General features: G+C 75.4%; 10 protein-coding genes. 6 read left to right on the top strand and 4 right to left on the bottom strand.

What is annotated here, in order from left to right; genetic code table 11:
• From MHW47_RS15530 to MHW47_RS15510, 5 genes are all read left to right on the top strand, one after another.
• Window positions 1–6,505 (top strand): non-ribosomal peptide synthetase (locus MHW47_RS15530; RefSeq protein ID WP_239223765.1); only part of this gene is annotated, 6,505 nt, incomplete at its 5' end.
• Window positions 6,502–14,049: a non-ribosomal peptide synthetase gene (locus MHW47_RS15525; RefSeq protein ID WP_239223764.1), complete on the top strand. Its 7,548-nt coding sequence runs from the start codon at window positions 6,502–6,504 to the stop codon at window positions 14,047–14,049. The genes MHW47_RS15530 and MHW47_RS15525, both read left to right, overlap by 4 nt.
• A 107-nt stretch (window positions 14,050–14,156) precedes the next feature.
• Window positions 14,157–14,606 (top strand): spore-associated protein, encoded by a 450-nt coding sequence (locus MHW47_RS15520; RefSeq protein WP_239223762.1) that lies wholly within the window; start codon window positions 14,157–14,159, stop codon window positions 14,604–14,606.
• A gap of 153 nt (window positions 14,607–14,759) precedes the next feature.
• Window positions 14,760–15,968 (top strand): TerD family protein, encoded by a 1,209-nt coding sequence (locus MHW47_RS15515; protein WP_239223760.1) that lies wholly within the window; start codon window positions 14,760–14,762, stop codon window positions 15,966–15,968.
• A gap of 147 nt (window positions 15,969–16,115) precedes the next feature.
• Entirely contained in the window at window positions 16,116–16,844 is a 729-nt protein-coding gene (locus MHW47_RS15510) for a triacylglycerol lipase (RefSeq protein WP_239223758.1), read from the top strand.
• A 99-nt stretch (window positions 16,845–16,943) separates the two neighbouring features.
• Here MHW47_RS15510 and MHW47_RS15505 read toward each other — a convergent pair whose 3' ends face one another.
• Window positions 16,944–17,744 carry a GNAT family N-acetyltransferase gene (locus tag MHW47_RS15505; RefSeq protein ID WP_239223756.1) on the bottom strand — a complete coding sequence of 267 codons (801 nt, stop codon included), beginning with the start codon at window positions 17,742–17,744 and terminating at the stop codon, window positions 16,944–16,946.
• A gap of 191 nt (window positions 17,745–17,935) precedes the next feature.
• Between MHW47_RS15505 and MHW47_RS15500 the strand changes: the two genes are divergently transcribed.
• Window positions 17,936–18,883, top strand: a complete 948-nt coding sequence (locus MHW47_RS15500) for an aldo/keto reductase (RefSeq protein WP_239223754.1) — start codon at window positions 17,936–17,938, stop codon at window positions 18,881–18,883.
• A gap of 43 nt (window positions 18,884–18,926) precedes the next feature.
• Here MHW47_RS15500 and MHW47_RS15495 read toward each other — a convergent pair whose 3' ends face one another.
• The 3 genes from MHW47_RS15495 to MHW47_RS15485 form a co-directional block, all read right to left on the bottom strand.
• The gene (locus MHW47_RS15495; RefSeq protein ID WP_239223752.1) at window positions 18,927–19,850 is read right to left on the bottom strand and encodes a class I SAM-dependent methyltransferase; all 924 of its coding nucleotides are present in this window, start codon (window positions 19,848–19,850) and stop codon (window positions 18,927–18,929) included.
• Window positions 19,847–20,959, bottom strand: a complete 1,113-nt coding sequence (locus MHW47_RS15490) for an NAD(P)-dependent alcohol dehydrogenase (protein ID WP_239223751.1) — start codon at window positions 20,957–20,959, stop codon at window positions 19,847–19,849. Before MHW47_RS15490 ends, MHW47_RS15495 begins: the two co-directional genes overlap by 4 nt.
• A partial coding sequence (locus tag MHW47_RS15485; protein WP_239223750.1) for an aldehyde dehydrogenase family protein occupies window positions 20,956–22,147 on the bottom strand: 1,192 nt, incomplete at its 5' end. The genes MHW47_RS15490 and MHW47_RS15485, both read right to left, overlap by 4 nt.

Here is a 22,147-nt window from a genome sequence, read left to right as displayed (position 1 = left end):
CGCCCTCCCCCCCCCCGCCCCGGACCCCACCCTGCCCGCCCTTTTCGCCGCGCAGGCCCGCCGCACCCCCGACGCCCCGGCCGTCTCCGGCGACGGAACCACCCTCAGCTACGCGGAACTCGACGCCCTGTCCGCCACGCTCGCCGCCGCCCTCGCCGGCGCCGGGGCGCGCCCGGAGACCGGCGTCGGCGTCCTGCTCTCCCGGTCACCGGCCGTCGTCTCCGCCTCCCTCGCCGCGGTCCGGGCCGGCGCCGCCTACGTACCGATGGACGCCCGCTGGCCCGGGGAACGGCTCGAACAGGTCGCCGCCGTCGCGCGGGTGCGGGTCCTCGTCGTCGACGAGGCGGCCGCCGCCTCCGCCTGGGTGACCGACGCCGCCCACCGCCTCCCGGTCCTGGTCGTGGACCGGACCGGGCGCGTCCTGCGCGGCGCGCCCCCGGCACCGGGCACGCCCACCCCGGTACCGGGCCCCGAGGCCCTCGCGTACGTCATGTTCACCTCCGGCTCCACCGGCCTGCCCAAGGGCGTCGGCGTCAGCCACGCCGACGTGGCCGCGCTGACCGCCGACTCCGCCTGGGACGACGGCGCGACCGACGCCGTCCTGATGCACTCCGCGTACGTCTTCGACGCCTCCACGTACGAGATCTGGACGCCGCTCCTGCGCGGCGGGAAGGTCGTCGTCGCACCGGAGGGCGTCCTGGAGGCCCGCACCCTGCGCGACGCGGTCCGCGAACAGGGCGTCACCGCCGTGTTCCTGACGACCGCCCTGCTCAACGTCATCGCGGACACCGACCCCGGCGCCTTCACCGGCCTGCGCCTCGTCTGCGCCGGCGGCGAACTCGCCTCACCGGACGCCATGCAGCGCGTCGCGGGCGCCGCGCCCGGCGCGCGCGTCCTGCACGTGTACGGCCCCACCGAGACCACCACCTTCGCCACCCGCCACGACGTCGCCGCCGACCTGCCCGCAGGCCCGCCGCCCATCGGCCGCCCCCTGGACGGCATGCGGCTGTACGTCCTGGACGCCTCGCTGAACCCCGTCCCCGCCGGCGTCACCGGCGAGCTGTACCTCGCGGGACGCGGCGTCGCCCGCGGCTACACCGGACTGCCCGCCCTCACCGCCACCCGGTTCGTCGCCGACCCGTTCGGCCCGGACGGCAGCCGCATGTACCGCACCGGCGACCTCGTGAAGTGGACCCCCGACGGGCACATCGCCTACGTCTCCCGCGCCGACGGCCAGGTGAAACTGCGCGGCTACCGCATCGAGCCCGGCGAGATCGAGTCCGTCCTCGCCTGCTGCGACGGCGTCGCCGACTCCTTCACCGCCGTACGCGAGGACATACCCGGGGACCGGCGGCTCGTCGCCTACGTGGTGCCCGCCGGGGCCGCCCGCCCGGACCCCGCCGACCTCGCCGAGGCCGTGGCCCGCTCCCTGCCCGCCTACATGGTCCCCTCCGCGTTCGTGCTGATCGACGCGCTGCCGCTGACCGTCAACGGCAAGGTCGACCGCCGCGCCCTGCCCGCCCCGCGGCAGGACCCCGCGCCGCGCGGGCGCGCCGCCCGCACCGCACGCGAGGAGATCCTGTGCGGGCTCGTCGCCGACGTGCTCGGCCTGCCGGCCGTGGGCCCCGACGACGACTTCTTCGCCCTCGGCGGCCACTCCCTGCTCGCCACCCGCCTGGTCGCCCGCATCCGCACCGCGCTCGCCGTCGAGGTCCAGGTCAAGGCGGTCTTCGAACACCCCACACCCGCCGCCCTCGCCGCCTCGCTGGACGGCGCCGAAACCGCCGCCCTCCCGCTGGAGCGCGCCGCGCACCGGCCCGACCCGCTGCCGCTGTCCTTCGCCCAGCAGCGCCTGTGGTTCCTCAACCGGTTCGAGGGCCCCAGCGCCACCTACAACGTGCCGCTGGTCGTCCGCCTGGACGGCCCGCTCGACATCCCGGCCCTGGCACAGGCCCTCGCCGACGTCGTCGCACGCCACGAGAGCCTGCGCACCGTCTTCCCCGACACCGGCGGCGTGCCGCGCCAGCAGATCCTCGGCGCCGACCGCGCCGACCTCGACCTGACCCCCCGGGACACCGAACCCGGCCAGCTGGACGAGGCGCTGGCCGCCGAGGTCGCGCACACCTTCGACGTCACCACCGACCTCCCCGTACGGGCCCGGCTGCTCCGGCTCGGCGCCGAGTCCCACGTCCTGGTGCTCCTCGTCCACCACATCGCGGGCGACGGCTGGTCCCTCGCCCCGCTCGCCCGCGACCTCGGCGACGCCTACCGCCGCCGCAGCCGGGGCGAGGCCCCCGACCGGCCCGCACCGCGCGTCCAGTACGCCGACTACACCCTGTGGCAGCGCGCCCTCCTCGGCGACGAGAACGACCCCGGCAGCCGCGCCGCCCGCCAGCTCGACTTCTGGCGCACCGCGCTGGCCGGTGCCCCCGGCCTGCTCGCCCTGCCCACCGACCGGCCGCGCCCCGCCGCCCTGACCTACCGGGGCGACGCCCTCGCCTTCCCTGTGGACGCGGACACCCACCGCCTGCTCGCGGACCTGGCCCGCGACCGGGGATGCAGCCTGTTCATGGTCCTCCAGGCCGCCCTCGCGGTCCTGCTCTCCCGGCACGGCGCCGGCGACGACATCCCCCTCGGCACCGCCGTCGCCGGCCGCACCGACGAAGCCCTGGACGACCTGGTGGGCTTCTTCGTCAACACCCTCGTCCTGCGCACCGACCTCACCGGCGACCCCACCTTCGGCCAGGTCCTCGACCGGGTGCGGGCCTTCGACCTGGCCGCCTACGCCCACCAGGACCTGCCGTTCGAACGGCTGGTGGACGCCCTCAGCCCGGCCAGGGCCCAGGACCACCACCCGCTCTTCCAGACCATGCTCGTCCTCCAGAATCAGGCCGGCGCCACGCTCGGCCTGGACGGTCTCACCGTGACCGGACAGCCCGTCCACACCGGCATCAGCAAGTTCGACCTCACCTTCACGTTCACCGAGACCCGCGACGACACCGGCCTGCCCCGGGGCCTGGACGGCGTCCTGGAGTTCTCCACCGACCTCTTCGACCCCGCCACCGCCCACGCCCTGGCCGCCCGGCTCACCCGGCTGCTCGCCACCCTCGCCGCCGACCCCGACGCACCCGTGCGCGGCGTGCCGCTCCTGGACGACGCCGAGCGCGCCGCGCTGGAACAGGCCGCGCGGGGCACCGTCCGGCCGGTGCCCGCGCCGACGGCGCCCGAGGCGTTCCGCGCCCAGGCCGCCAGGACCCCCGACCGGACCGCCGTCCGGGCCGGTACGCGGCAGCTCACCTTCGCCGAACTGGACGCCCTCTCCGACGACCTGGCCCACACACTGCACGACCGCGGCATCGGCCGCGGCGACCTCGTCGCCCTCGCCGCCCCGGGCACCGCCGACCAGGTCGTCGCGATGCTCGCCGTCGCCAAGGCCGGGGCCGCCTGCCTCCCCGTCGACCTGGACTACCCCGAGGCCCGCGTCGCCCACATGCTCGACGACGCCCGCCCCGCCCTGTTCCTCGTCCACGACCCGGCGCGCGCGGCCCGCTTCACCTCCTTGCCCCGCCTCGCCCTCGGCGACCCGGGCCCCCGCACCCCCGGACGCGGCGCACCGCCCGCCACCGCCGCGCCCGGCCCGGACGACGCCGCGTACGTCATCTACACCTCCGGCTCCACCGGCCGCCCCAAGGGCGTCGTGGTCACCCACCGCGCCCTCACCAACCACATGGCCTGGATGGCGGACCATTTCGGCCTCACCGACGACGACCGGGTCCTCGCCCGCACCTCGCCCAGCTTCGACGCCTCCGTCTGGGAGACCTGGCTGCCCCTGCTGCACGGCGGCGCCACCTGCCCCGTGGAACCCGCCCTCAACCACGACCCGGCCGCACTACTGGCCCGGATGAGCCGGGAAGGGGTGACGATCGCCCAGTTCGTGCCCTCCCACCTCGCGCTCCTGCTCACCGAGACCGCACCCGAACAGGCGCCCCGGGCCCTGCGGGCCGTCGCCTGCGGCGGCGAGCCCCTGACCCACGCCCTGGCGGAACGGGCCGCCCGTGCCTGGACGGCCGACGTCCACAACCTCTACGGCCCGACCGAGACGACGATCGACGCCACCGCCCACGCCGTCCGCCCGGTCCCCGCCGGGCACACGGCGGGGGAGGGCGGCGTACCGCTGGGCCGCCCCGTCGACAACACCCGCGCCCACGTCCTGGACACCGCGCTCCGGCCCGTCCCGCCCGGCGTGACCGGCGAACTGTACGTCTCCGGGGACGGCCTCGCCCGCGGCTACCTCCACCGGCCCGGCCTGACCGCCGGCCGCTTCGTCGCCGACCCCTTCGGCCCGGCCGGCAGCCGCATGTACCGCACCGGAGACCTCGTCAGACGGGACGCCGAGGGGCTGCTCCACTACGTCTCGCGCGCCGACGACCAGGTCAAGCTCAACGGCTTCCGGGTCGAACTCGGCGAGATCGAGGCCGCCCTCACCGCCCTGCCCGGCGTCACCGCCGCCTGCGCCCTCATCCGCGAGGACCGGCCCGGCGAACGCCGCCTGGTCGCGTACACCACGGGCACCGGCCCCGACCGCCCCACCGGCACCGAACTGCGCACCCGGCTCACCGCGGCGCTGCCGCCGTACATGGTGCCCGCCGTGTTCGTGGCCCTGGACGCGCTGCCGCTGCTGCCGAACGGCAAGACCGACCGCGCCGCCCTCCCCGCACCGGACCGGCCCGCGGCCGGCCGCCCGGTCCGGGAACCGCGCACCGCGCCGGAACGCGTCCTGTGCGACGCCTTCGGCTCGGTCCTGCGCGTCCCGGCCGTCCGCACCGACGACGACTTCTTCGCGCTCGGCGGCGACAGCATCCTGTCCATCCAGCTCGTCAGCCGCGTCCGGGAGGCCGGACTCGCCGTCACCCCCCGCGACGTCTTCGTCCACCGCACCCCCGAGGCCATCGCGGCCGTCGCCGCCCCGATCGGCGACGCCCCCGCCGAACCCGCCGGCCATGCGACCGGCACCATGGCGCCCACCCCCATCGCCGCCTGGCTCCTGGCCCGCCCGGGCAGCAGCGACGGCTACAACCAGTCCGGCGTCCTCACCACCCCCGCCGGGGCCGACGCCGACACCCTGGCCGCCGCGCTCCAGCTCGTCACCGACCACCACGCCATGCTCCGGCTGCGCGTCACCCGCACCCCCGGGGGCGACCCCGTCCTCGAAACCCTGCCGCCCGGAGCCGTCACCGCCCGACGCCGCCTCACCCGCGTGGACCTCGCCGGGCTCGACGCCGACGCCGCCCGCACCGCCCTCACCGAGGCCGGCGAACGCGCCCGCCGCAGGCTGCGGCCCACCGCCGGAGCCGTCTTCGAAGCCGTCTGGGGCGACGCGGGACCACGGGAACGCGGACGACTCCTCCTGGTCGTGCACCACCTGTCCGTCGACGCGGTCTCCTGGCGCATCCTCGCCGACGACCTCGCCCACGCCTGGCGGGCCGTCACCGGCACCGCGGGCGCCGCCCCCGCGCTGCCCGCCGCCACCACCTCGTACCGCCGCTGGTCCCAGCTCCTCACCGAACAGGCCAGGACCCCCGCCCGCACGAGCGAACTGCCCCTGTGGGAAGAGGCGCTGCGGACCCCGGACCCCCAGCTCGGCTACCGGCCCCTCGACCCCTACCTGGACACCGCGGACGGCACCCGCACCCTCACCACCCACCTGCCCGCCACCTGGGCGAAGCCGCTCCTCACCACCGTCCCCGGGGCCTTCCACGCCGGAGTCGACGACATCCTGCTCACCGCCCTCGCCCTCGCCGTCAACGCCCGCCGCGACCGGCGGCCCGGAGCCCGCCCGGACACCGCCGTCCTGATCGACCTGGAGAGCCACGGCCGGGAACAGCTCGCCGACCACATCGACCTCTCCCGCACGGTCGGCTGGTTCACCAGCCTTTACCCCGTACGGGTCGATCCCGGCCCCCTGGACGCCCGTGACCCGGCACGCCTGGACGCCACGCTCGTTGAACGCGCAGTGAAGCGCGTCAAGGAACAGCTGCGCACCATCCCCGACCACGGCGTCGGACACGGCATGCTGCGCCACCTCAACCCCGCCACGGCCCCCCGGCTGGCCGCCCCCGCGCCCCAGATCGGCTTCAACTACCTGGGCCGCCACGCCGCCCCCGGCCGGGCGGCCGACGAGGACTGGCAGGTCCTGCTCGACGCCGGCGGCCCCCGCAGCCAGGACCCCGACATGCCCGTGCACCACGTCCTCGACATCAACGCGCACACCGAGGACCTGCCGGACGGCCCACGCCTCGTCACCCGCTGGACCTGGCCCAGCGACCTGCTGAAGGAGGAGGACGTGGGCGCGCTCGCCGAGGCGTTCGCCCGCGCCCTGCGCGCCATCGCCGAACACGCCGAACAACCCGGAGCAGGCGGCTACACGCCGTCCGACCTTCCCCTGGTCTCGCTCAACCAGGCCCAGATCGACCGACTGCAGAACAAGTGGGGTGGACGCAAGTGAACGGGTTCCAACTGGAGGACGTACTCCCGCTGACGCCGCTTCAGGCCGGGATGTACTTCCACGCCCTCTACGACTCGCACGCCGTGGACGTCTACACCGCGCAGTTCGTCTTCGACCTCGAAGGCCCCGTCGACGCCGCCACGCTGCGCGCCGCCGTCGCCGGCCTGCTGCGCCGCCACGCCAACCTGCGCGTCGGCTTCCTCCACGAGGACCTGGACGAACCCGTGCAGGCCGTCGCCGCCGAGGTCCCCGTACCCCTGGAGGAACTGGACCTGACCGGCACCGACGAGGCGCCCGACCGGCTCACCGCCTTCCTCGCCGAGGACCGCACCCGCCGCTTCGACCTGGCCACCCCGCCGCTGCTGCGGTTCACCCTGGTGCGCACCGCGCCGGACCGGCACCGCCTGGTCATGACCAGCCACCACATCCTGTTCGACGGCTGGTCCCTGCCCCTGCTCGTACGGGAACTGTTCGAGCTGTACGCGGCCGGCGGCGACGACACCGCCCTGCCCCGCGTCACCCCGTACCGCGCCTACCTCGTCTGGCTCTCCCAGCAGGACCGTGCCGCCGCCCTCGACGCCTGGGCCGCCGCGCTCGACGGCGTCGAGACGCCCACCCTCCTCGCGGAACGCGACGGCCCGGACGGCCCCGCCGAACTGCCCGAGACCCTCGTCCTGGACCTGGACGAGGCCACGACCACCCGGCTGCGCGAGACCGCCCGCGCCCACGGCATCACCCTGAACACCCTCGTCCAGGGCGCCTGGGGCCTGCTGCTCGGCCACCTCACCGGACGCGACGACGTCGTCTTCGGCACCACCGTCTCCGGACGCCCGCCGGAGATCCCCGGCATCGAGTCCATGGTCGGCCTGTTCATCAACACCGTGCCCGTACGGCTGCGCCCCGCACCCGGCGAGACCCTGGCCGCCCTGCTGACCCGGCTCCAGGACGAACAGGGCCGACTCCTCGGCAGCCAGCACCTCGGCCTCAGCGACATCCGGGGCGTCACCGGACTCGACGCCCTCTTCGACACCCTCGTCGTGTTCGAGAACTACCCGATGGACGCCGAGGCCCTGCGCACCGCCCAGCAGGGCCTGCCCGGCCTCGCCGTCACCGGATTCAGCGGCACCGACGCCGCCCACTACCCGCTCACCCTCACCGTCGCCCCCGGCGACACCCTGCGCATCACCTTCGGCTACCGGGCCGCCGTCCTCGACCGCCAGACCGTCGCCGAAACCGTCTCCCGGATGCGGCAGCTGCTGACGGCCCTCTCCCAGGGCCTCGACCGGCGCGCCGACACCGCGCCCTTCCTCCTCGAAGGCGAACGCGAACAACTCGTCGCCCGCGGCACCGGCGCCGCCCTCCCCGCCGCGACCGCGGCCGTGAGCATCCCCGCGGCTGTCGCCGACGCGGCCGCCCGCCACCCGGACGCCGTCGCCGTCACCGGGGCCGGCGAGCAGCTGACGTACCGGCAGCTCACCGACCTCGCCGACCGGCTCGCCGCCGCCCTCACCGGCCTCGGGACCGGCGCCGAGGACGGGGTGGGCATCCTCCTCGCCCGCTCCGCCGCCACCGTCACCGCCTCGCTCGCCGCCCTGCGCGCCGGCGGCGCCTACGTACCCCTGGACCCGCGCTGGCCCACCGAACGGCTCCACCGGGTCACCGAGGTCGTCCCGCTGCGCGTCCTGGTCGTCGACGACACCACCGCCGACCTGCCCTGGGTCCGCCGGCTCGGCCCCGGCACGGCCGTCCTGACGGTGGACCGGGCCGGCCGCGTCCAGAGCGGGGGCCCCGCCGCACCGGGCCCGCTGCCCGCCGCGCCCGGCGGCACCCGGCTTGCGTACGTCATGTTCACCTCCGGCTCCACCGGCCTGCCCAAGGGCGTCGGCGTCAGCCACGCCGACATCGCCGCCCTCGCCGCCCACCGGGGCTGGGACGACGGCGCCGCCGACGCCGTCCTGCTGCACTCGGCGTACGTCTTCGACGCCTCCACCTTCGAGATCTGGACCCCGCTCCTGCGCGGCGGCCGCGTCGTCGTCGCCCCCGACGGCCCGCTCCAGCCCGACGTCCTGCGGAACATGGCCACCCGGCACGGCGTCACCGCCGTGTTCCTCACGACCGCCCTGTTCAACGTCCTGGCCGAGACCGACCCCGGCGCCCTCGGGCAGCTCCGACTCGTCGCCGCCGGCGGCGAGGCCGCCGCCCCCGGCGTCATGCAGCGCGTCGCCGCCGACCACCCCGGCACCACCGTCCTGCACGTCTACGGACCCACCGAGACCACCACCTTCGCCACCGCCCACCACGTCCACCCCGGCCACGCCCCGGACGGCGCCCCGCCCATCGGGCACCCCCTGGACGGCATGCGCGCCTACGTCCTGGACGCGGCCCTCAGCCCCGTACCGCCCGGCGCCGAGGGCGAGCTGTACCTCGCGGGCGCCGGCGTCGCCCGCGGCTACCTCGGCCGGGCCGCCCTCACCGCCACCCGCTTCACCGCCGACCCCTTCACCGGCGGCGGGGCCCGCATGTACCGCACCGGCGACCTGGTCCGCCAGGACGCCGACGGCACCCTGCGCTACGTGGCCCGCGCCGACCAGCAGATCAAACTGCGCGGCCACCGCATCGAACCCGCCGAGATCGAAACGGTTCTGCGCGACCACCCCGCGGTGCGCGGCGCCTGCGTCCTCGTCCGCGAGGACCTGCCCGGCGACCGCACCCTCACCGCCTACGTCGTCCTCGCGCCCGGCGAGTCCCCCGACCCCGGACTGCTCGCCGCACACGTCGGCCGGCACCTGCCCGCCTACATGGTGCCCGCCGTGATCCAGCCGCTGGACGTCCTCCCGCTCACCCCCAACGGCAAGATCGACCGGGCGGCGCTGCCCGCCCCCACCGCCCCGCGCACGGCGGCGGGCCGCGCCCCGCGCAGCGCCATGGAGGAGATCCTCGCCGGACTCTTCGCCGACGTCCTCGGCCTGGACCGGGTCGGCACCGACGACAGCTTCTTCGCCCTGGGCGGCCACTCCCTGCTCGCCACCCGCCTCGTCGGCCGCATCCGCACCGCCCTGCACACCGAGACCGACATCCGCACCCTCTTCGAACACCCCACCGTCGCCGCGCTCGCCACCGCCCTCGAGGGCGCCGAGGGCGGCACCCGCCCCGCGCTCGTACCGCAGCCGCGCCCCGCCGAACTGCCGCTGTCCTACGCGCAGCAGCGGCTCTGGTTCCTGCACCGCCTCGACGGGCCGTCCGCCACCTACAACATCCCGCTCGCCGCGCGCATCGACGGCCCCCTCGACGCCGACGCCCTGTGCACCGCCGTCGCCGACCTCATCGCCCGGCACACCGCCCTGCGCACCGTCTTCCCCGAGGGCGAGAACGGCCCCCGCCAGCACATCACCGCCCCCGACGACGTCCTGATCCCGTTCGCCATGGAGAGCGTCGAGGAGGCGAAGCTGCACGACCGCGTCGCCGCCGCCACCGCCGAGGCCATCGACATCGAGCACAGCCTGCCGCTGCGCGCCACCCTGCTCCGGCTGGCCCCCGACGCCCACGTCCTGGTGCTCGTCGTCCACCACATCGCCGCCGACGGCACCTCGCTCGCCCCCCTCGCACACGACCTGGGCCTCGCCTACCGGGCCCGCGTCCGGGGCGAGGCACCGTCCTGGGCGCCGCTGCCCGTCGACTACGCCGACCACACCCTGTGGCAGCGCGACCTGCTCGGCGACGAACAGGACCCCGACAGCCTCGTGTGCCGGCAGCTCAGCCACTGGAGACGCGCCCTGGACGGGCTCCCCGAGGCCGTCGAACTGCCCTGGGACCGGCCGCGCCCCGCCACCTCACGGCATACCGGGGCCACCCTCGGCTTCACCGTCGACCGGGCCACCACCCGCCGGGTGACCGAGCTGGCCCGCGGCTGCGGCTCCAGCGCCTTCATGGTCCTCCAGGCCGCCCTGGCCACCGTCCTGTCCCGGCACGGCGCCGGCGACGACATCCCGCTGGGCACGGCCGTCGCCGGACGCACCGACGAGGCGGCGACCGGCCTCGTCGGCTTCTTCGTCAACACCCTCGTCCTGCGCACCGACCTGTCCGGCGACCCCACCTTCCGCGAACTCCTGGGCCGCGTCCGGGAATTCGACCTCGCCGCCTACGCCCACCAGGACGTGCCCTTCGAGCGGCTGGTCGAACTCCTCAACCCCACCCGCGCCCAGAGCCACCACCCGCTCTTCCAGACCATGCTCGTCCTCCAGAACCAGGGCCCCGCCGCCCTCGACCTCCCCGGACTCACCGTCACCGGGGTGCCCGCCGAGGCCGAGGTCAGCAAGTTCGACCTGTCCTTCGCCTTCACCGAGACCTACGACGACGACGGCGCCCTCGACGGCATGCGGGCCACCGTCGACTACGCCACCGAACTCTTCGACGAGGAAACCGTCCGGCACCTCGCCGACCGGCTCGTCATGCTGCTCGACGCCGTCACCACCGACCCGGACCGCCCCCTGCACACCTACGAGCTGCTCAGCCCCGCCGAACACGCCCGCCTCGCCGCCCTCGGCACCGGACCCGCCGACGACCTGCCCCCCACCACGGTCCCCGCCCTCTTCGCGGAGTGGGTCCGGCGCACCCCCGACGCCCCGGCCGTCCGCGACGCCACCACCACGCTCACCTACGCCGAACTCGACGCCCGCGCCGACGCCCTCGCCCGCCGTCTCGCCGACCGGGGCGTGGGCCCCGAGGACCGGGTCGCCGTCGCACTGCCCCGCACCCACCAGCTCGTCGTCGCCCTGCTCGCCGTCCTCAAGGCCGGCGCCGCCTATCTGCCGCTGGACCCGGACTACCCCGCCCAGCGCCTCTCCTACATGATCGAGGACGCCCGCCCCCGGCTCCTCCTCACCACCGAGGAACTCCACCGCGGCCTCCCTCAGCACGGGGTGCCGCACCTGTACACCGACGGGCCCGGCGCCACCGGCGCGCCCGCCGCGCCCGTCCGCCCCCGCCTCCACCCGGCCCACCCCGCCTACGTCATCTACACCTCCGGCTCCACCGGCCGCCCCAAGGGCGTCGTCGTCACCCACCGGGGTGTCCGCGCGATGGCGAGGACCCAGAGCGAACGGCTGGGCGTCGGACCGGGCAGCCGGGTGCTGCACATGGCGTCCGTCAGCTTCGACGCCGCGTTCTGGGAGCTGTGCATGGGCCTGCTCACCGGCGCCTGCCTGGAGATCGACACCCGCGACGCCCTGCTGCCCGGCCCCGCCCTGGCCGCACTCGTCCGCGACCGCGGCGTCACCCACCTCACCATGCCGCCCGCCGCCCTCGCCGTGATGCCCCCGGACTCCCTGCCCACCGGCCTCACCCTGGCCCTGGCCGGCGAGGTCCTCCCGCCCGCTCTCGTGCACACCTGGGCCCACGACCGCGTCGTCGTCAACGCCTACGGACCCACCGAGACCACCGTCTGCGCCACCATGAGCACCCCCCAGCACGCCCGGGGCCCGCTCGCCCCCGACCGCACCGTCCCGATCGGCGACCCCGTGGACGGCACCCGCGTCCACGTCCTCGACCGGTGGCTGGAGCCCGTGCCACCGGGCGTCACCGGCGAGCTGTACGTCTCCGGCGAAGGCGTCGCCCGCGGCTACCTCGGCCGGGCGGACCTCACCGCCTCCCGGTTCGTCGCCGACCCGTTCGGCCCCGCCGGCGGGCGCATGTACCGCACCGGGGACCTGGTCCGCCGGACGCCGGACGGACGCCTCCTCTTCGTCTCCCGCGCCGACGACCAGGTCAAGCTCCGCGGCTTCCGCATCGAACTCGGCGAGATCGAGGCCGCGCTCACCGCGCACCCCGCCGTCGCCGCCGCCTGCGTCACCGTGCGCGAGGACCGCCCCGGCGACCGACGCCTGGTCGCCTACACCGTCACGGCCGAGGGCGCCGCCGACCCGGGCTGGGCCGAACTGCGCGCCCACCTCACCGCCACCCTGCCCGAGTACATGGTGCCCGGCGCCCACGTCCGGCTGGACGCCCTGCCGCTGACGCCCAACGGCAAGACCGACCGGCGCGCCCTGCCCGCCCCCGACCACCGGGCGACGGGCCGCGGACGGGCCCCGCGCACCGCCCGCGAGCGCGCCCTGTGCGAGGTGTTCGCCCAGACCCTCGGCGTCCCCGAGGTCGGCGTCACCGACGACTTCTTCGCCCGGGGCGGCCACTCCCTGCTCGCCGTGACCCTGGCCCGCCGCATCGGGGAGCGCTGCGGCCTGCGCCCCTCCCTGCGCGCCCTGTTCGCCACACCCACCGTCGAGGGCGTGGACCGCCTGCTCGGCAGGGGCCCGGGGGAGGAGGAGCACGAGGAGGCGGCCGCCCCGGACTTCGCCGCCGAGGTCCGCCTCGACCCCGCCGTCACCGCCGCGCACCGGCGCACGGAGCCCGGGACCGACCCGGCGCGCCGCCCCGCCCGCCCCTCCGCCCGGCCCCTGCTCACCGGCGCCTCCGGCTTCCTCGGCGCCTTCCTCCTGCGGGACCTCATCGAGGCCACGGACGGCCCGGTCGACTGCCTGGTCCGCGCCGCGAGCCCCGACAGCGCGGCCCAGCGCATCCGGGCGAACCTGGAGCACTACGGCCTCTGGCGCCCCCGGTACGCGGACCTGATCCGCCCCGTCCCCGGGGACCTCGCCGCTCCCGGCCTCGGCCTCGCGGCGGACGAGCGCGCCGCCCTCGCCCGCCGCCTCGGCCCCGTCCTGCACAACGGGGCCCGGGTCAACTTCGCCGCCCCGTACGGGGATCTGCGCGCGCCCAACGTCGCCGGCACCGAGGAGCTGCTGCGCCTGCTCGCGGACTCCGGCTCGCCCGGCCTGCACTACGTCTCCACCACCAGCGTGTACGCCCCGTCGCGGGGCAAGGGCGGCGAACTGCTCACCGAGTCCTCCCCGACGGGCCCGGTGGAGGAACTGCCCGACGGCTACTCCCGGACCAAGTGGGTGGCCGAACAGCTGGTCGGCCTGGCCGGCGAGCGCGGCCTGCCGGTGACCGTGCACCGCCCCGGCCGCATCAGCGGGGACACCGCGACCGGTGCCTGCCAGGACCGCGACCTGCTGTGGCAGCTCATCAAGGGCTGCCTCCAGGCCGGAGCCGTGCCGGACATCGCGCACGGGACGACCGACTGGGTGCCCGTGGACTACGTCAGCGCCGCCGTCACCGCCCTCTCCACCGCCGACCGGCCCGCCGGGCAGACATACCACTACACCGATCCGGAGCCCCCGTCCCTGGGCCGCGTGTTCGAGGCGGCGACCCGCCTCGGGTACGCGCTGCGGCCGGTGACCCGCGAGGAGTGGCGGGCCCGCGTCGCCGAGCAGCCGGACAACGCCGCGCAGCTCTTCCTCGGCGACGACGGAGGGGCCGGCGAGGACGAGACGGACCACCGCCGCTTCGACTCCGGGCGCACGGCCGCCGCCGCGGCGGCGGCCGGAGTGCGCCGACCGCCGCTCACCGACGACGTCCTGACCCGCTATCTGACGTACTTCCAGGTCACGGGCTTCCTCCCGGACCCCGGGGAGACCGCCCTGTCGTAATCGATCACACATCCACCGATTTCACGCGATCGGGCTACAACCATCCGCGCCCTCCGGATGTCCTATCAAGTGGGAGCAAAAGGCTCCCCGAACCGCAAGGGGGAAATATGCGAAAGATCCGTACTGTCGCCACCGCCGGAGCGCTGACCACGCTGCTGGTGGGCGCGACGGCCGCCTTCGGCACGACGGCCTCCGCCGCGCCGAACGTCACCCCGCAAGGGGTCTGCGGCGCGTCCTACAAGACCGTGAACTCGACCGCCGTGGGCAACCTCGGCACGGTCTACCTGACCTACAACGCCTCGAACGGAAAGAACTGCGTCGTCACCATCCGCTCCACGCCGGGCACAGCGAAGAGCATGTCCGCCTACCTCTACGTCCCCGACACCGGCGAGTCCACGTCGGACGACGGGACCTACACCTCCTACGCCGGCCCGGTCTACGCCTACGGCAAGGGCCACTGCGTCAGCTGGGGCGGCCACATCGGCAATGTGTACGCCTCCGTGGAGAACTCCAACTGCGCGTCGCTGAAGGAGCAGCGGACCCTCGAAGTCCGCTGATCCGCGCCGCTCACAGGGACCGCCCCCGGCAGCCGCCGGGGGCGGTCCCGCGCGGTGCGGCCCCGTGCGGCCCCAATTCACCGCTTCGGGGGCGGCGGTGGCCCGGTCTTCCGTACGCTGCCAGCATCGGTCCGGCCGCTGAGGGGGAGTCACATGTCGTTGAGCAAGGGCGCCAACACACCGGTCGCGAGCGCGGACGTGCGGGTGGAACTGGGCTGGCGCACCGGCCCCGGGGCACCCGACGTGGACGCCTCGGCGCTGCTGCTGACGGCGGGCGGCCGGGTCCGCTCGGACGACGACTTCGTCTTCTACAACCAGCCCGTCCACCCGCGCGGCGCCGTCCGCCACGAGGGCCGGCGCCAGGACGGCACCGGCGTGGTCGAAACGGTCCGGGTGACCCTCTCCGCCGTCGAGCCCGACATCGCGACCGTGGTCCTCGCGGCCTCCACCGACGGCACCTTCGGCCGCGTCGCCGGCCTGTACATCCGGGTGCTGGACGCGGCGACCGGCGCCGAGAAGGCCCGGTTCGACCCGGTGGACGCCACGACGGAGACGGCGTTCGTGCTCGGCGAGCTGTACCGGCGCAACGGCGCCTGGAAGTTCCGGGCCGTGGGCCAGGGGTACGCCGCCGGGCTGGCCGGCCTCGCCACCGACTTCGGCATCACGGTGGACGAACCCGCCGCGCCCGCGCCCGTCGTCCCGCCCGCTCCCGCCGCGCCGCCCGTGCGGCTGTCGAAGATCACGCTCACCAAGGCGGCGCCCTCGGTCTCCCTCACCAAGCAGGGGGCGACCTCCGGCGCGATGCGCGTGAACCTCTCCTGGAGCGCCCGCACGCCCCCGCGCGGCTGGATGAACAAGGGCCGCGACGCCGTACGCCTGGAGGACGTCGACCTGGACCTGTCCTGCCTGTGGGAACTGCGGAACGGGGCGAGCGGGATCGTCCACCCCATCAACAACCAGTTCGGTTCGTTCCACCAGCCGCCCTACGTCCAGCTCGACCAGGACGACCGGACCGGCGGCAGCGAGTCCGGCGAGAACCTCACGATCAACCTCGACCACGCCGCCGAGATCAAGCGCCTCCTGGTCTTCGTGGCGATCTACTCCGGCGCCTCCAGCTTCGCCGGGCTGCACGGCGTGGCCACGCTGTACCCGCCCGCCGGACCCCCGATCGAGGTGCTGCTCGACGAGTGCACGGTCCCCTCGCCGGTGGCGGCGATCGCGCTCATCGAGAACGTCGGCGGCGAACTCATCGTCCGCCGGGAGGCGCGGTACATCCTCCTGCCGCCCGGCATCCTCAAGCAGCAGGCCGTGGACCTGGCCTACGACTGGGGCCTTTCCTGGCAGCCGGCGAGCAAGGACTGAGCGGGCCGCCCGTGCGGGAGGGGCCGGGCCCGGCCGGCTCCGGCTCGCAGGCGAAGACCGGTGAATTCACCGATGTCGTGGACGCGTCACACCTGGGACCTTGTGCGGGCAGGCAACCACAACCCCGCGTCCCTCCAGGAGTGCCCCATGCGTCGTCGTTCACCGCGCCGCCTCCTCGGCGTCCTCGCCACCGTCGCCGCCGCGTTCACCCTCTTCGCCCCGGCCGCGACGGCCGGTGCCGCCGAAGCCCCGGCCCCGGTCCGCGCGGCCGCCGTCCAGCCGCTGTCGACCAGCACCCCGGTCGTCTTCGTCCACGGCTACACCGGCAGCGCCTCCAACTGGGTCACCGCCATGAGCGTCTTCCGCCTCAACGGCTGGTCCAGCTCCAACCTCTTCGCGTACGAGTACAACTCCTACGGCGACAACGTCACCAACGCCCAGGGCCTGGCCGCGTTCGTCAACGGCGTGAAGTCCCGCACCGGAGCGAGCAAGGTCGCCCTCGTCAACCACTCCATGGGCGGCCTGGTCAGCCAGTACTACCTGAAGGTGCTGGGCGGCCACACCAGCGTCAGCCACCTCGCCTCCATCGCGGGCGCCAACCACGGCACCACGGCCGCGGGCGCCTGCCTGATCTACACCACCTGCCGGCAGATGTACCCCGGCTCCTCGTTCATCGCCCAGATCACCGCGGGTGACGAGACGCCCGGCGACACCCGGTACGCCACCTGGTACTCGGCGTGCGACGGCGTCATCCTCCCGTACACCAGCACCCGGCTGAGCGGCGCCACGAACCACAGCGTGCTCTGCCAGAACCACATCGGGTTCCTGGCGGACACGAGCGTCCTCGGCGACATCGCCCGGTTCATCGCCTCCTGATCCGCGAGACCCGCACGGGTCCGGTCCCCGGCGCGACACCGCCGGGGACCGGACCCGTTCACGCTGCCCGGCCGGCCGCACCCGGGCGGTGCGCCGGGATCACGCGCGCAGCGCGTAGAAGCGCATGGCCGTGTTCGGCACGAAACCGATCCGGGGATAGACCGGCGCGCCCGCCGCCGTCGCGTGCAGCGTGGCCCGGGTCAGCCCGGTGGCCCGGCCGCCCTCGTACAGCGCCTTGCGCGTCACGGCCTCCCCGTACCCCCGGCGCTCCCAGCGCGGATCGGTGGCGACGAGCACGACGAAGAGACGGCCCGCCGTCTCGACGGTGGCGGCACAGGTCACCGGCTCGCCCTCCCGCAGTCCGAGGTAGGCGTGCACCCCGTTCTTCCACAGCGCGGAGCCGGCCAGGCCGTCGCGGCCCGCCTCCAGTGGGAAGCTGTAGGCGCGGGAGTTGAGGTCCGCGTACGCGAGGAGCCGGTCGTCGTCGGTGACGCGTACGAACTCCAGCTCGGAGTGCGACGGTTCGGGCAGGGGGAGCAGGTCGCCGGCCATGCCGGTGCCGGGGAAGGCGTGGACCAGTCCGGCCCGCCCGGCCGCCGCGTCCAGCGTGGCGCGGGCCTCCTCCGTCAGGAGGTCGTCGAAGACCCACAGGAAGCCCGGCCGCGTCTTCGCCCGCATGATGTCCGCCGCCTGGCCGAGGCGTTCCGCCGCGAGGGCCGCGCCGGCGCCGGGCTCGGTGAGCGTGACGCAGTTCCAGAACGGGAAGGCGCAGTCGGCCCAGCGCACGGCGATCCCCGGCAGGTCGCGCACGTCCGCACCGGCGTCCCGGTCGAGCACCAAGGTCCGCCAGCCCACCGCGAGTTGCTCCATCGATTCCACCGCGTCGGCGAGATCCGCCACCACAACTCCTCGGGGTAGAGAGCGTGCGGGACACCTGCCCGGACGCCGGCCGGGCCCGGCCCGCCGCCGCTTCGGATCATAGGCGCGCGACGGCCCGGCGCGCGGCGATCCGCCCACGTGTGAGCCCTCCGACGGACCCCGGAATCACGGCACTTGACTTCGAGCGCGCTTCAACGCGGAGCATGAGGGACATGAACAGCGCGAACCACACGAACCCGCAGATCGTCCTCGGTACCATGGCCTTCGGCACCCAGGTCGATGCCGCCACCTCCTTCGCGATCCTCGACTCCTTCGTCGACGGTGGCGGCGCCTGGCTCGACACCGCCAACTGCTACTCCTTCTGGGCCGACCCGAGCGGTCTCGGCGGCGCCAGCGAGCGGGTGATCGGCGCCTGGCTCCGGGCCCGCCCCGGAGCCCGCGCGTCCGTGCGCATCGCGACGAAGGTCCGGCAGAACCCGCTGGTCCCGCACTCCTGGCCGCAGAGCGCCGAAGGGCTGTCGGCCCGGGCCGTCCACGCGGGCATGGCGGAGAGCCTGGAACGCCTCGGCACCGACCACGTGGACCTGCTCTGGGCGCACGCCGAGGACCGCACCGTCCCGCTGGAGGAGACGGTCGGCGCCTTCGGCGAGCTGGTCGCCCGGGGGACCGCGCTGCGGGTCGGCGCGGCGAACCACACCGCCTGGCGCGTCGAGCGCGCCCGCTCGCTGGCCCGGCAGCAGGGCGTCGAGCCCTGGACCGCCCTCCAGTTGCGCCATTCCCTCGTCCACCCCCGCCCGTTCACCCCCCTGCCCGAGGGCGGCCACCGCCTGCTCACGCCGGAGGACCTGGACCTGGCCCGCGCCGAGGGGCTGGCCGTGTGGGCGTACAGCTCGCTGGTGTGGGGCGCCTACACCCGCCCGGACAAGCAGTTCCCCGACACCTACGACCACCCCGGCACCGCCCGGGTGCTGACGGTCCTGGACGAGGTCGCCAAGGAGGTCTCCGCGACGAAGAACCAGGTCGTCCTCGCCTGGCTGCTCCAGCAGGGCATCTCCCCGATCGTCGGCGTGAGCCGGGTGGTCCATGCCGAGGAGGCCCTGGCGGCCCGCGACGTCCGCCTCACGGAGGACCACCTCGACCGCTTCGAGGCCGTGCGGTAGCGGAGAGGGGGCGGGCCGCCTCCTCCGCGCCCGGGGCCGCCGCTCACGATCCGCTCCGTCGCCGGCGGTGGGCGAACACCCACCGGTTGCCCTCCAGCGCGTCGTTCGGCTCCGGCAGCGGGCCCCGCCCGTGCCGGCGGGTGAACTCGAACGGGGTGTGCGTGGAGGCCGACCAGCCCCTGGCGGCGAGAGCGCCCGCCGAGTCGGGCCGCGGGCCCCGGTCGAAGAGGTCGAGCAGGTCGATCCCGATGCGCTCCCGTGTCGCCGTGTAGGTCGCGCTGTCGCGGTACGCCATGAGGTCCGCCTCCAGCTTCGCCTCGAAGGCCAGCGCACTGCCCCCGGCGGCCAGCAGGTCCACGGTGTCCATCAGGTACGTCTCGGCGGCGGCCGGCAGGTAGAAGAGCAGGCCCTCCGCGAGCCAGACGCTCGGCGCGGCGGCGTCGAACCCGGCACCGGTCAGCGCGGTCGCCCAGTCGTCGCGCAGATCGACGGCGACCGGCACCCGCGTCGCCTTCGGGACGGCCGCCGCCTCCGCAAGCACCCGGTGCTTGAACGCCAGCACCCCCGCCCGGTCGATCTCGTAGAACACGCAGCCGGACGGCCAGTCCAGCCGGAACGCCCGCGTGTCGAGACCGGCGCCCAGGAGCACCACCTGCCGGGCGCCCGCGAGCACCGACCGTACGACGAAGTCGTCCAGCACCCGCGTGCGCAGCCCGAAGTACCGGGCGAACCGCCCCCACAACGGGTCGGCTTCCCCGTCCGCGACCTGCTCGATGCGCACCGGCCATCCCGCGCACGCCGGTGCCGCCCGCACGAAGTGCTCGGCGTACAGGTCCCGGGCCAGGCTGTCGCGGCGGTGGGTCTCGATCGACCGGGCGGCGGCGACCAGCAGGGCGGTCAGGCCCACGCCCCCGTCCACGCCCGCCGCGTCCGGGATCGCCGCGATGGTGCCGAGTGCCTCGTTCATGGGGTCCTTCCTTCCGGGAGCAGGACGGGTTTGACGACCCGGCCCGCCTCGCAGTCGCGTTCGGCCTCGTTGACGGCGGACAGGGGATAGGTGCGGATCAGCCGGTCGAAGGGGAACCGGCCGGCCCGCCACAACTCCGTCAGGACGGGAATGAGCAGGCCCGGTACGGCGTCGCCCTCGCAGATGTGGCGGACGGCGCGGCCCCGGTCCAGGGTGCCCGGCTCCAGCGGGAGCGGGGTGTGGAGGCGGGCCACCAGGCCCAGCGTGCCGGTGGGCCGCAGCGCGAGGAGGGCGTCGTTGATGAGGCGCGGGGACGCCGTCGTGTCGAGCGCGTACCGCGCGCCGCCGCCGGTCAGCCGGCGGATGCGCTCCGGCAGCCCGGCCTGCCCCGCGGCCAGCGGGAGGGCGCCGAACCGCTCGGCGAGGGCCAGCCGTTCGGCGTGCCGGTCCACCGCGACGCACACCGCCCCGGCTGCCCCCGCCGCCATGACCGCGGCCAGCCCCACCGCCCCCGCGCCCAGCACCACCAGCGTGTCGCCGGGTCCGGCGCGGAAGGTGTTCAGCACGGCCCCGGCCCCGGTGAGGAACCCGCAGCCGAGCGGCCCCAGCAGCTCGACGGGCAGCGCGGGATCGACGCGGACGGCGTTGCGGGCGGACACCAGCGCGTACGCGCCGAACGAGGACTGGCCGAACCAGCGGGGGGCGAGCGCCTTGCCGTCCGCGTCGGTGAGCCGGGGCGGCTCCCCGGCCCGGCCCCCGAAGAGGTTGAGGGAGGCGAAGGAGTCGCAGTAGGCGGGGGCCGCGCCCCGGCAGTTGGCGCACTGCCCGCACGAGTCGAAGCTGAGGACGACGTGGTCCCCGACGCCCGGCTCCGACCCGCCGCCGCCCGTCCGCACGACGACCCCGGACCCCTCGTGGCCGAGGACGGCGGGCAGCGGGCTGCGGCCCCCGGACCGCCGGACCGCCAGGTCGGTCCGGCACATCCCGCACCCCGCGATCTCGACCAGCAGCTCACCGGGGGCGAGCGCGCCGTCCAGCACGACGTCCTCGACCGTGAACGGTTCGCCGTACCCGCGCAGCACCGCCGCCCGGAACCGGGTGGGCGTCATGCGTCCTCCGGGCGGTGGACGACGAACGGGCGCAGGTTGCCGTACAGCCCCCACGGACCGCCCGCCACGCCGACCCCGCTCTCCTTGATCCCGGCGAAGGGCTGGGCCAGGGACAGTTCGGCGTGGTGGTTGATCCAGGCCGTGCCGCACTCCAGCCGGCCGGCCACCTCCTCGGCCCGGTCCGGATCGGTGCCCCAGACGGAGCCGCCGAGCCCGAAGCCGGTGCCGTTGGCCGCGGTGATCGCCTCGTCGAGGTGCCCGTACGGCAGCACCGGCAGGACCGGTCCGAACTGTTCCCGCGTCACCACCGCACTGCCGGGCGGCACGTCGGTGAGGACGGTGGGTGCGAAGAAGTACCCCGGCCCGTCGAGCCGGTGGCCGCCGGCCGCGGCGCGCGCGCCGTCCGCGAGGGCCCGGGCGGTCAGCGCCGCGACGCGGTCCAGCTGCGCGGCGTTGCTGACCGGACCCAGCCGGGTCTCCGGGTCCAGGCCGCTGCCGACCGGGACGGCCTTCGCCCGCGCGGCGAGCGCCTCCACCACCTCCGTGTGCAGCCGGGCGGGCACGTACACCCGCTTCACCGCCATGCACACTTGCCCGCAGTTGCGGAAGGCCGCCCAGAACAGCCGGTCCGCGACGCCTTCCACATCGACGTCGTCGAGGAGCACGGCCGCGTCGTTGCCGCCCAGCTCCAGCGTCACCCGCGCCAGGGACGCCGCCGCCTGCGCGGCGACCGCCCGCCCGGTCGCCACCGAACCGGTGAAGGTGACGTGCCGGATGCCCGGATGGGCGGCCAGGCGCGCGCCGAGCGGCTCGCGCCCGGTGACGACCGTCAGCACCCCCTCGGGCAGCACCCCGGCCAGCACGGACCCCAGCAGCCGGGTGGCGAGCGGGGTGTACGGGGAGGGCTTGAGGACCATCGTGTTGCCCGCCGCGAGCGCGGGCGCGAACTTCGCCGCCGCCAGTTGCAGCGGGAAGTTCCAGGGCACGATCGCGGCCACGGGCCCGAGGGAGCGCCAGCGGACCTCGCTGCGCACCGGCCGGCCGTCGTCGATCCGCCGCGTCCTGGGGGCCAGTCCGACGAAGTACCGGAGCCGGGCCGCCGTGCGGGCGGTCTCGGCGTACGACTCGGCCAGCGGTTTGCCCTGCTCGCGGGTGAGCAGCCGGGCGAGGTCGCCGGCGGCGGCCTCC

Source organism: Streptomyces sp. OfavH-34-F (assembly GCF_022347745.1).
Classification (GTDB): Bacteria; Actinomycetota; Actinomycetes; order Streptomycetales; family Streptomycetaceae; genus Streptomyces.
Note: the sequence above shows the minus strand (reverse complement) of the source record. Positions and strands in the feature narration are given on the sequence as shown.